Source organism: Leptospiraceae bacterium, from assembly GCA_016708435.1.
Classification (GTDB): domain Bacteria; phylum Spirochaetota; class Leptospiria; order Leptospirales; family Leptospiraceae; genus UBA2033.
Genome location: JADJFV010000036.1, coordinates 148887 through 161003, shown reverse-complemented (window position 1 = coordinate 161003; position 12117 = coordinate 148887). Strand labels below are relative to the sequence as shown.

The following is a 12117-nucleotide window of genomic DNA, read 5'->3' as shown; positions in this document are numbered from 1 at the left end:
GGTTTGAATGGAACTATCTGTAATAATCATCATAGCCATGTCTATACTCTCGCTTTTAACTGCAGCCGTTTTCACTAGTAAAGTGATTACGATCAAAGTTGGCGGAGTAAATGGGAAGGACACCCCGGAAGATGTAAAGTTAAAGACCATCTCGGCTGCAATCGCAGAAGGGGCAATGGCATTTCTAATGAGAGAATACAAAGTAATTAGTATTTTCATTGCTGTAATGACTGTCGTTATATTTTTTCTCTTAGACAATCCAAAGACTCCAGATTTCAATGAAGGACTTTTCACAGCGATTGCTTTCATTTCAGGAGCAATCATTTCTTGTGTGTCTGGATTTATCGGAATGAGAATCGCAACCATGGGTAACGTTCGCACTGCACAAGCTGCGAAAGAATCCATCTCTAAAGCATTTAGAGTTGCCTTCGATTCTGGTGCTGTAATGGGATTTGGTCTCATCGGTATGGCAATCCTCGGACTCATTGCACTCTTTTTAATCTTCACAGGCGCATATCCTGGAATGGAAAAACATATTTTGATGGAAGCTCTCGCTGGATTTGGTCTTGGTGGATCTTCTGTTGCTTTGTTTGCCCGTGTTGGTGGTGGTATATACACTAAAGCCGCTGACGTTGGTGCTGACTTAGTTGGTAAAGTAGAAAAAGGAATTCCAGAAGATGATCCCCGTAACCCTGCTACTATTGCGGATAACGTTGGTGATAACGTCGGCGATATCGCTGGTATGGGTGCTGACCTTTTTGGTTCTGCTGCTGAAGCAACTTGTGCTGCTCTCGTAATTGGTGCAACTGCAACTGCTCTTAGTGGAAATACAAATGCACTTTTATATCCTGTTTTAATTTCTGCATTTGGAATTCCTGCTTGTTTACTCACAACTTTTTTTGCGCGAGTAAAAGAAGGCGGAAGTGTAGAAGGAACTCTTAAAAAACAACTTTGGATTTCTACTATCATCGTAGCTGCTGTTATGTATTTTGTAACAGATAGATTCATGGTAGATTTTGAATTAGCTGGTAAGACAATCACTAAAATGAATGTTTATTATTCCCTAATCCTCGGACTTTTTTCTGGAATGCTAATTGGTATGATTACTGAGTTTTATACTTCTCATTCTTACAAACCAGTAAGAGAAGTAGCTGATGCTTGTAACACAGGCGCTGCAACTAACATCATTTACGGTTTAGCTCTTGGTTATAAAAGTTCTGTATTGCCAGTTGTATTACTTGTAATCACAATCGTTGGTTCAAGCACAATGGCTGGTATGTATGGAATCGCAATCGCCGCTCTCGGTATGATTTCTACTATCGCAATCGGTCTTACCATTGACGCATACGGACCAGTATCCGACAACGCAGGTGGTATTGCTGAAATGGCTGGTCTTGGAAAAGAAGTAAGAGATAGAACAGATACGTTAGACGCTGCAGGTAACACTACTGCTGCTGTTGGAAAAGGTTTTGCTATCGGTTCCGCTGCATTAACCTCACTTGCTTTATTTGTTGCTTTTATCACTCGTTCTCGTCTACAAGATTCTACAATTGGAAATATCGAACTACTAGATCCACTCGTATTCGGTGGATTATTATTTGGTGCAATGCTTCCATTTATCTTCTCTGCTTTCACTATGAAATCTGTTGGGGATGCAGCAAAAGACATGGTAGAAGAAGTTCGTCGTCAGTTCAAAGAAATTCCTGGTCTTATGGAAGGAACTGGTAAACCTGATTACAAAAAATGCGTAGACATTTCTACAACTGCTGCTCTTCGCGAGATGATAGCTCCGGGACTCCTTGTAATTCTTTCTCCACTCTTAGTTGGTTGGCTATTCGGTATTAAGTGCTTGGCAGGTATGCTTGCTGGTGCGTTAGTCTCTGGAGTGGTTCTTGCAATTTCAAGTGCAAACTCAGGCGGTGCTTGGGACAATGCTAAGAAATACATAGAAGCTGCTGGCAAAAAAGGAACTGATTTACACAAAGCTGCTGTAGTAGGGGATACTGTTGGTGATCCGTTCAAAGACACATCCGGTCCTGCTATCAACATTCTAATCAAACTCATGGCTATTATCAGCTTAGTGTTTGTGGAATTCTTTGTAACACATGGTGGACTTTTGACTAAGTAATACATTATCCTTCTTGACGACCTATCCCCAACTTTGTAGGGGTTGACAGGCTAATACATGTAAGCCCTTCTCCTTTGCGGAACTAAACCGCAAAGGAGAAGGGCTTTTTTATTTATTAATCACAGATAAAATGAACTCTATATCCTTTGTATACGTTGACTATAACTCATCTTCGGTCTAGCTCCGCTTATCGAACCGGTATACGTCCGCTCTAAAGTGTCCCTTTGACCGGTGCTAGACCGGCTGTATAAGCGTAGCTAGACCGGATGTGAGTAAAGGACAGCTTATCGGATGTGATACTGGTAGTTATTTTCTTTGAAATGAATTTGCTTTTCTGAAATCATGTAGGAATTTTTCTATGAATCTTTACATAGATTTTTACATGGGCTGAGAGGACACCCATGCGGAGGATATTTCGCCCCGTTGGGGCTATCGTAGATTTGCATGACTTTATTGGTTATGTTCAAAAGAGATTGACATGTTTTAAAGTCAGGTTTTTCCTCCATACCAGAGGTATATATTACATAACCGCGACTCTTCTGATGAATAAGGAGCAATCCGATTTTGCTATACCAATTGCCAAAAGTATTTTCTAATCTACAACTGGCGCACCGTGTTCTTGGCAATTGGGAATACCCCTTTTGTGTAAAATAGTGGACTTATTTTTGAGTAGTGGTATTTAAGCTTTAATTTGTGGAATTAGAATGGGAGAGAATTATGGGATAAGTGGAATGCAATTTACTAGAAAGAAATTTAATATTGAAAGAGAAGCATTAAAAGAGTTATCAATAATCTAAAAATCTATACGTATACCATTTTACGATGGAAGAAGAACTCATGCTAATGGCATCCTACACTGATTTTTCAAATCATAAAAGAGCATAAAAAGTTCATTGATAGAATTGAAAGTGTAGAAGAAGAACTAAAGACAGGCACATCAAATGTAGGAAAGAAAACACTTGAGTTTCTTTTTGTTTGGTTAAGATCGCATATACTAAAATCGGATAAGGGCGGTTATGCGCCACTTGTAAAAGAAATGCTAACCAATCAGAGAAAAGTTTAATTATTCAAAATTGAGGAACTTTATGAGTGATATTGAAAAAGAAAAATCCATCTTCTATCCGCCCGGCGGTATTTTGATTTGGATCATTATTTTAGTAGAGATTGCTACTTTTTTTTATGGGGATAGAGCGCTATTACATGAGAAAAGAAAAGCATTGGAAGAGTTTTACAAAATGCAATCCAGTTTACATTTGGATTATGGCTTATGGAATACAATTTTTCTTATTACCAGTGGATTTTTTATGGCGTTAGCCGTTAATTTTCATAAAGACAATCAAACAAGTGCATTAGGTTACTCATTAGTAGCCGCTATTCTATTTGGACTTTGTTTTCTTTTTAAAGGATTCGAATACAATGAAAAATTAAACATAGGACAAACCATTCACCCGGTGATTTTTTTCCTTTTATTGGTTGCTCACTGGATTTCATTTTGTTCATGTGATTGCGGGCACTGCAATTTTATCTTTTATTTTTCTATACCGAAGAAACAATTTCACTAGAAAATTTAGAAGCAGGAGCATCCTTCTGGCATATGTGTGACTTGATCTGCTTGTATTATTTCCAGTCCTTTATTTAATTAGGTGATTAGTTTGAAAATAAAAAAAACTCCGTTTATCGTATTTGGTTTATTGTTACTCTCCATTTATCTAAGTTTTTTTCTGTCTGGAAATTCTTTTGAGCAATCAAAAGATTTTATCATTGGAATTAGCTTTTAAAATTCATTTTAATTTCCTACTTTTTTATGGATTTGAGAAATGCCCATTTTATTTGGAAAGCAATTATCTTTATTTTAATATTTGGTTTTTCTTTATTCATAAAATTCTCTAGTTCTATTTAACAGGTTGATATATATCAATTACATATTTCCTTTCTAGTGAGAAACTTTCTAAAGAATTTTGAGAGTGAGGGAAAATGATACTAGAAGAAAAGAAAGTGGGAGAATTTGTTACAGAGGATTATAGAACAGCGCATTTATTTAGCAAGCATGGAATTGATTTTTGCTGCGGTGGAAAACAAACTCTAAAAGATGCCTGTCAAAATGCTGCCGTCGATAGTAGTTTGGTGATTTCCGAATTAGAAAGCTTATCTACAAAAGGTGAACCCGATACTCTTGCAGAAAATCTGACGATGGTAGAACTAATTGATTACATTGTATCTACTCACCATGTATACACACGCGAAAAAGGAGAATTGCTTTTGCGCTATAGCAGCAAAATGGTATTTGCCCATGGCGATAGACATCCAGAGGTTAATAAGCTATATGCGTTAATCAAAGCTCTGACAGATGAATTAATGCCTCATCTAATGAAAGAAGAAAATATACTTTTCCCGCCATGGTCTCTATCGCTAATGGAACTCCTTCCAATTTTCCCAAAGATCAGATAAGTTCCCCAATTCAAGCAATGGAATTAGAGCACGAAGAAGTTGGAATTCTTATTAAAGAATTAACAGCGCTAACAAATTACTTTACTCCGCCAACTTATGCCTGCACAACTTGGAAAATATGTTATTCTACTTTAGCAGAATATATAGCTGATCTCCAAACACATATTCATCTAGAAAATAATGTTTTGTTTCCTAGAATTTTGCATTCTAAAAAATTTTACCCCGTTTAGTTCATAACACCTTATTATGAAAGAAACGAAAGTCCGATTTTGCTTTAAGCCTTTTAGTTTTGTGGGATAGAAGGAGATAGAATTATGGGAGAAGTTGGATGCAAATTACTAGAAAGATAAATAAATTAAAAGCTTATGCAGATTCAAGATACTGGACTTGATACTGTTGAGGCTAACGAGAAGTTAGGTTTTGCGCCTGACTTACGTGATTATGGAATTGGTGCTCAGATTTTAAGAGATATAGGTGTCGAGAAAATGCGGATAATGACAAATAACCCACGTAAGCTAGTTGGTCTCGAAGGATATGGATTAGAAATAACAGGACGCGTGCCTCTTGAAATTGAGTCCGTTGAGGAAAATCACCAGTATCTGCTAACTAAAAAAAATAAGCTAGGTCATATTCTGGGGATTCATTAATTGAAATTTGAATTTTTTATAAACTGTTCTCTAAAGCTCTATAAAGAAGGTTATCATAAAGGTTTGAGTCGATAAAAAAATATATCCTTTTGATCTAAATCAATTCCATTATATTTGAAAGATGCTAGGTGTTTTATTAATGGAGAATTATGAATGAAACCTATTGCACTGAAAATTTGGGCATATTATCATTGTATTGATATTTTCAATAGTTTGGTTTTCTGCCTGTAACAAAGAACCTGTTATGGAAGAGGCTAAGCTTACGTATGCCCCTTGAAGTTCCTCCCCCAATCACTCGAAAAAATCCAGCCAAAGTAGTCATCAATCTGGAAACAAAAGAAGTGGTCGGTCGATTGGCTGATGGAGTAGAATACACTTTTTGGACATTTGGTGGAACAGTGCCTGGTCCTTTTATTCGGATTAGAGAAGGGGATGATGTAGAGTTTAATTTACACAATCACCCAAGTAGCAAAATGCCTCACAACATCGACTTACACGCAGTAACCGGTCAAGGCGGTGGAGCAGGAGCTTCTCTAACTGTTCCGGGAAGATCTTCTAAGTTTTCGTTTAAAGCGATTAACGCGGGACTTTATATTTACCATTGTGCAACTTCTCCAGTGGGAATGCATATTGCAAATGGAATGTATGGACTCATTTTGTAGAGCCAAAAGAAGGTTTGCTAAAGTAGATAAAAGAATACTACATTGTGCAAAGTGAATTTTATACAAATGGAAAACATGGAGCTCCAGGCTACAGGGTTTAATATGGAAAAAGCTCTAACGGAAACTCCTGATTATGTTGTGTTTAATGGTTCGGTTGGATCGCTTACTGACAATAAAGCACTCAAAGCAAAAGTAGGGGAAACTGTGCGTTTGTTTGTGGGAAATGGTGGACCTAATTTACTTTCTTCCTTTCACGTCATTGGAGAAATTTTTGACAGTGTTTACACAGAAGGTGGAACTGTGGCTAATCAGAAGAATGTGCCAAACAACTCTTGTGCCTGCAGGTGGATCTGCTATTGTAGATTTTTAAAGTAGAAGTTCCTTCAACACTCATTTTAGTAGACCATTCTATCTTTAGAACGTTTAATAAAGGTTCTCTCGAAATGCTCAAAGTAGAAGGCGAAGAGAATAAAACCATCTATTCAGGCAAGCAAGAGGATACTGTGTATTTGCCGGAAGGAAGTGCAATTCAGAGAATGAAAACGGAATCAGTAGAAGCGCCGAAAGCAAAAACAAAAGCGGAAAAATTGAAATCGGAGAAAGAAGTATTTAATACTAACTGTTCCGCTTGCCACGAAAGAAGGACAGGTAAAAGCATGTATTTCCGCCTCTTGCGAAGTCTTGATTATCTCAATGCTAACAAAGAAAGAGCAATCGGTATTTTGTTAAAGGCTAACAGGAGAAATCACTGTTAATGGTCAGAAGTATAACAACGTTATGCCGCCTTAGAACTCTCAGACGACGATATTGCCAATGTCCTAACCTATGTTTATAGCAAATGGGAAAATAAAGGATTGGAAGTGTCAGCAGAAGAAGTGAAGAAGAACAAAAAATGAAAGATTACCACGGATGCACACGGATAAACACGGATAAAAGATTTAGGATTTTTGTATATATCAGTTTATATCTGTACATCTGTGGTATAACATTTCCTCTACTAAGTTCTGAATTGGTAAAAGTTCCAGCCGGTGTTTACAAGCCATTTATCAAAGTAGATGCTGAGTCTGCGACTAAACCAATTCCGGTAAAATCTTTTTACTTGGATAAATACCTTGTTACCAAAAAAGATTATTCTGAGTTTATTAGTAAAAACCCAAAGTGGAAAAAAGAAAATACTCCTCAGATCTTTGCTGATGAAGGATACTTAGATGACTGGAAAACTAAGAAGGAAAATTTTATACTAGATTCTCCTGTTACCTACATCTCTTGGTTTTCTGCGAAAGCATACTGTGAGTCACAAGGAAAAAGATTACCTAATGCATATGAATGGGAATACGCAGCGTTTATCCCTCCGATTGGAGGAAACAGTAAGACTGTGGATAAAGAGATTATGCGCTGGTATGGTGAAAAAAAACCAGACCATTTACCTTCTATCGGAAGATATAAAAATGCGTTAGGTATATATGATTTGCATGGACTCATCTGGGAATGGGTTTATGATTTTAATTCTGCTTCGGTTACGGGTGACTCGCGTGCTGATTCGGATTTAGAATCTTCTTTGTTTTGTGGGGCAGGCGCACTCAAAGCAAATGATTTTAGTAATTATGCGGCTTATATGCGATTTGGCTACAGAGCCGGATTAAAAGGATGGTACACTGGAAAGTATTTGGGATTTCGCTGTGCCAAGGATTTATAAGAATACCACGGATGAACACTGATGAATTTAATATTTCAATCTTATCCGTGTTCATCTGGTTCATCCGTGGTAAAAAAATTGGAGGATAGTATGAGAACTATCGTATTTATTTTACTCACGATTCTGATATCGTGTAAAGAAGGACATCACGATCACAAACACCATGCGTTACCCGCAAGTGCTGCTGCGGAAGGCTCTCTGTTTGACTTGGAAGATATGTGGACAACGCAGGACAACAAAATGTTTCATTGGAAAGACCAAAAGGGAGAGGCAATGATTGTAAGTATGTTTTATGCTTCTTGCCAGAGTGTATGTCCTAGGATTGTTTCTGATATGCAACTAATCGCAAAAAAAATAGCACAAAACACTGGTAAGCCTCCTAAGATGGTTTTAGTTAGTTTTGACCCTGAAAAGATTCTCCGGAAGCACTTAAATCCTACGCTAAGAAAATGGAACTAGGGGATAATTGGAATTTGCTTCATGGAAAGGAAGATTCGGTGCGAACAATTTCTGTTCTGCTAGGAATTTCTTATAAAAAGACATCAGGAAATGATTTCAATCACTCTACTGTAATATCCCTTGTCTCCAAAGAAGGTAAAATTATTTCTCGAATCGAAGGCGTTGGAGCAGATTCAAGTTCGATTATAGAGAAATATTAACCTATGGAATCAAAGTCGAAAAAGCTAATCACAATTTTGCGGAACAAATTTACAATTCCTATTTTGATATTATTTTTAGTTTTTGTTTTTTACTATAAAATGATATTTTTTTTGTTTGGTGGATCAATGATTAGCTTTGGAATTTTATTGCAAGCATTTCAGAGAAGCTATAATCTTTCCCATGTTACAGTAGAGATTAGTCCGGAGGAAGTTTATAAAGAAATCCAGTTGTTTAATAAATTTTCTTCTTATGTAAAGGACGTTTTACCGAGTTATGAGCATCATCCGCTTGTAATAATCATCCTTTGTATGGATTCTAGAATTAGCACAGAAGAACTACTTGGCGATTCGAGAGATTTCTATTACGTTATCCGCACTGCAGGCTCTGTGATTCGAGAAAAAGAAATGGAAATGATAGAACTTGCCCTTGTCGAAAAAAGTGTAAAGTTAGTGATTTTTACTGAGCATTCCGATTGTGCAGCTAGAAAGGTTGCCAATAATGCAGAGAAAAGAAATCTATATCCAAGTATTTCGAGAGCACTTGCAGATAGAGAAAGAGAGATTGTGAAATTTTTAGAGCGTCCAGTAGTTTTCCAAAAAATAAAAAATGGACAACTACTCGTGAAACATGCAATGATAAATACAAAGTCTGTCAGAATGTTTTTTGAAGATTAGCGTTGCTATGCAATCATAGGTTAATTAATATTATCCGCTGTATCCTGGATTTTTTACAATTTTATAGTTTTTCTTACTTATTGATAGGGGAGGTGAACGTGAAAGATTTTGATAAAAAACAATTTTGGATTTGGGCTTTGAATTCAGTCTTTTGGTTCTGTATAATTCTTTTCCTAGGTATAAGTATGCGGTTATCGTTTGCCATCCAAATAAAATTACCTACACCTTTTGAGTATACTAGACATGCACATAGTCACACAGCATTTTGGGCTTGGGCTGCCCCAGCTTTTATTGGATTTATTTTAAATTACTCACTAGATACAACTAAGAGATCCAAAGTTTTTGAGAAATTGCTTTTTTGTGGCATACAAATATTATCCTTTTTTGCTTTGATTTCTTTTCTAATGAGTGGATACTCCAAATTATCCATAGTGTTCTCTACATTGATGGTATTTTTATGGCTTGGCTTTATAATTTATTTCCTACGAACAGTAAAGCAAATGAGGGAAAATCAAATAGTGACTTTAATGATTCAATTAGCAGTGACTATGCTTTTTATTTCTACACTCCCCAGTTTTCTTATTCCTCTTTCCATAGCTTTTGGCTTTGGTGGAGATTCGATAAAAACTATTTTGATTCACTTTTTTTTAGACGCCTACAGCGAAGGCTGGCTTTATACAATGGGATTTGCATTGTTTCTTTCTTCTTCGAAAGATTTTTTAATTACTAAACCTAATACTTATTGTAAAGCTTTGTTTTATTTGAGCATTCCTATTCTTATTTTGGTTTGTCTACGCTCGAGTATTTTTCTTTTTCCTAAAATCTTTCAGATATTAATTTTAGCTGCATCTTTTTTGTGGGGAGTTTTACAGATAATAGTTATTCTAGATTTTTTTTCAAAAGGGATAGAGAGTAAAATTCATTTCTTTGTTCTCTTTCTAGTTCTTTGTAAAGCGAGTGTGGATATCGCCGTTAGTTTTCCTATTACCACTTTTTTCCTTCAATCCAAACTATTTGGCATATTGTATTTACATATAAAACTTTTAGGGATAATGAGCGTTGTAATTTTGTTGTTTATATTCAGAATGTATTTTACAATTTCCAAATATTCTTTGTATTCTAGGATATTTCTAATGATTGGGGTTATTCTAAGTTTAATGGGAATGCTGTTGGTTGCGATTTCTAGTCTGGTAAATGGGTATAATATGAATTATGTGAATAACCAACAAATATGGCAAATTGGACAAAGTTTTGCATTATTGGGAGGATTATCCGTATTATTCTCAGGCGGGTTAAATATTTACTATCTATTTATTAAAAGATCGTTACTCGTGTTAGCCAATGAAAATTAATTCATTGAGAAGAAATTTTAGACTCTTCTTTTTCAAGTGCAGCCATAGCAGATTTCATTTTTTCTTGGGTGTGCACTAGATCGATTAGAAAGGTAGAGAGGCTCTGCTGGTCAACATAGTCCAACTTGGCTATTTCAATCAGAATTACATCGAGAGTCATGATATTGTCCATAGGGAAAGTTTGTGAAATGGAAAAATAAATTTCCCCCGTTTAGTTCCAAACATTTCTTTATAAATAAGGAGCAATCCGATTTTGCTATACCAATTGCCAAAAGTATTTTCTAATCTACAACTGGCACCGTGTTCTTGGCAATTGGGAACCCCTTTTGTGCAAAATAGTGGAACTTATTTTTGAGTAGTGGTATTTAAGCTTTAAATTTGTGGAATTAGAATGGGAGAGAATTATCGAGAAGTTGAATGCAATTTACTAGAAAGACAATTGACATTTTCAGATAAGGATTCATTCTACTGTTGTGAATGATATTTTTTAAAAATTGAGGTTTGCTATGATTGTATTACATGGACTTTATGATAATGGGAAAGTGACAATTACAGATAAAGACTTACCTGATATAAAAGCCGAAGTCGAAATCATAATCCGCAAGAAATCCTGGCAGCGGAAAGTTGTAAGAGTGAAAATGACAGGAAAAAACCTTGCTTCGGAGACTATCGTGAAAATGAGGAGTGAGAATTGAAATCTTTTTTTGATACGTCTTCCCTTGTTAAAAAATATATTGATGAAAGTGGTTCCGATACTGTTACTGAACTCTTTCAGAATTCAGACGAAGTTGTTTTATCACCTATAACAAGAATTGAATTTCAATCAGCTTTGCAAAGATTAGTAAATTGAATATTTTGACTCAGGAATCTTATGAAATTGCACTGGCTGAATTTACACAGGATTCAGTAGAGTATGAATTTATAAAATTTGATTTAACATTGGAGGAACTGGTGCTTACAGTTATAAAGAAGTATGGGTTGCGTTCACTCGATGGAATTCAGCTTGCTTCGGCTAAAATGAGTAATGCGGATCAATTCGTAACCTCAGACACAAAACTTTTTGAAGCTGCAGAAAAAGAACTTACTAAGAAGAATATTTTTGTATAGGAATAGAAATTCTATTTTGCTAAGGCTATAGGTGTAACTTTTAAGCAAAGAATATTTACTCCTTTTGGCTCAAACCTCTTTATAAATAAAGGCAATCCACTTTTGCTGTACTCATTCTCAAAAGTAAATTTAGAATTAAAATTTGATACTCTGCTTTCGCTAGAGCTGAGAATGTGGAATACCCCTTTGTAGAAAAATAGTGGAACTTATATGCGAGAAGTGGTATTTAAGCTTTTAATTTGTGGAATTAGAATGGGAGAGAATTATCGAGAAGTTGAATGCAATTTACTAGAAAGATGAGAATAGGACAAACGACGAAAGCGAATCACACGAGAATGTGGCGCGTGAAGCGAAAGAATGTTATTTAAATCGAGTCATGCGCACGAATCATGGTAATCGAGCAGCAGCAAGGAGATCAGCTGTGAGAAAATTCTTATGCACGACTCCATTAGCCGCATCCTGTTCGTATTTCTGTCGAATAGTGTCCATCGCGCTCTGCTCTTCCTGTCTCTGCTGTGGCGTGAGCGTGTGATCCTCCTCTTCACCAGGAGTGAACTCAGCGGAATCAGGTTTCACTGGGTTGGGAATGCGTGCGATGATGGAATCGAGGTCATCTGACGGAATGGCAGTGCCAGCGTCGTGCACTCCAACTGCTGAGATTGGCTCGGAGAGAGGATTCGATGACAACGCAGATGCGATTGCACTAAGACGACTCAAGTAGGCAGGAGAAGGGGAATTTGAAG

Annotated in this window: 11 protein-coding genes and 4 pseudogenes; 14 read left to right on the top strand and 1 reads right to left on the bottom strand. The window is 36.4% G+C overall.

Features of this window, described 5'->3' with window-relative positions:
- Window positions 1-7 precede the first annotated feature (7 nt).
- The 10 genes and pseudogenes from IPH52_27620 (at window position 8) to IPH52_27575 (ending at window position 10267) form a co-directional block, all read left to right on the top strand.
- Window positions 8-2128, top strand: a complete 2121-nt coding sequence (locus IPH52_27620; protein MBK7058750.1) for a V-type H(+)-translocating pyrophosphatase — start codon at window positions 8-10, stop codon at window positions 2126-2128.
- A gap of 1085 nt (window positions 2129-3213) precedes the next feature.
- Window positions 3214-3775 (top strand): annotated as a pseudogene (locus IPH52_27615) (cytochrome c oxidase subunit 3).
- Between the two features lie 327 nt (window positions 3776-4102).
- A pseudogene (ric, locus tag IPH52_27610) lies at window positions 4103-4806 on the top strand (iron-sulfur cluster repair di-iron protein).
- A gap of 98 nt (window positions 4807-4904) precedes the next feature.
- Window positions 4905-5223, top strand: a pseudogene (locus IPH52_27605) (hypothetical protein).
- A 244-nt stretch (window positions 5224-5467) separates the two neighbouring features.
- Window positions 5468-6781 (top strand): annotated as a pseudogene (gene nirK / locus IPH52_27600) (nitrite reductase, copper-containing).
- Entirely contained in the window at window positions 6778-7581 is an 804-nt protein-coding gene (locus IPH52_27595) for a formylglycine-generating enzyme family protein (GenBank protein ID MBK7058749.1), read from the top strand. Before nirK ends, IPH52_27595 begins: the two are co-directional and overlap by 4 nt.
- Window positions 7582-7671: 90 nt before the next feature.
- A complete protein-coding gene (locus IPH52_27590; protein ID MBK7058748.1) occupies window positions 7672-8040 on the top strand; it encodes an SCO family protein in 369 nt (122 codons plus the stop codon).
- Window positions 8031-8240 carry a hypothetical protein gene (locus IPH52_27585; protein MBK7058747.1) on the top strand — a complete coding sequence of 70 codons (210 nt, stop codon included), beginning with the start codon at window positions 8031-8033 and terminating at the stop codon, window positions 8238-8240. Before IPH52_27590 ends, IPH52_27585 begins: the two co-directional genes overlap by 10 nt.
- A 99-nt stretch (window positions 8241-8339) precedes the next feature.
- Complete coding sequence (locus IPH52_27580) at window positions 8340-8915, top strand: hypothetical protein (GenBank protein MBK7058746.1); 576 nt, start codon at window positions 8340-8342, stop codon at window positions 8913-8915.
- 185 nt (window positions 8916-9100) lie between these two features.
- Window positions 9101-10267 carry a hypothetical protein gene (locus IPH52_27575; protein ID MBK7058745.1) on the top strand — a complete coding sequence of 389 codons (1167 nt, stop codon included), beginning with the start codon at window positions 9101-9103 and terminating at the stop codon, window positions 10265-10267.
- Window position 10268: 1 nt separating this feature from the next.
- On the opposite strand, the gene IPH52_27570 is transcribed toward IPH52_27575, so the two are convergent.
- Complete coding sequence (locus IPH52_27570) at window positions 10269-10439, bottom strand: hypothetical protein (GenBank protein ID MBK7058744.1); 171 nt, start codon at window positions 10437-10439, stop codon at window positions 10269-10271.
- Window positions 10440-10773: 334 nt separating this feature from the next.
- Between IPH52_27570 and IPH52_27565 the strand changes: the two genes are divergently transcribed.
- The 4 genes from IPH52_27565 (at window position 10774) to IPH52_27550 (ending at window position 12095) form a co-directional block, all read left to right on the top strand.
- Window positions 10774-10962: a hypothetical protein gene (locus tag IPH52_27565; protein ID MBK7058743.1), complete on the top strand. Its 189-nt coding sequence runs from the start codon at window positions 10774-10776 to the stop codon at window positions 10960-10962.
- Window positions 10959-11117, top strand: coding sequence for a type II toxin-antitoxin system VapC family toxin (locus IPH52_27560; GenBank protein MBK7058742.1), 159 nt, complete (start codon window positions 10959-10961; stop codon window positions 11115-11117). Before IPH52_27565 ends, IPH52_27560 begins: the two co-directional genes overlap by 4 nt.
- 5 nt (window positions 11118-11122) lie before the next feature.
- The gene (locus IPH52_27555; protein ID MBK7058741.1) at window positions 11123-11374 is read left to right on the top strand and encodes a type II toxin-antitoxin system VapC family toxin; all 252 of its coding nucleotides are present in this window, start codon (window positions 11123-11125) and stop codon (window positions 11372-11374) included.
- A 550-nt stretch (window positions 11375-11924) separates the two neighbouring features.
- Window positions 11925-12095, top strand: a complete 171-nt coding sequence (locus IPH52_27550; protein ID MBK7058740.1) for a hypothetical protein — start codon at window positions 11925-11927, stop codon at window positions 12093-12095.
- Window positions 12096-12117 lie beyond the last annotated feature (22 nt).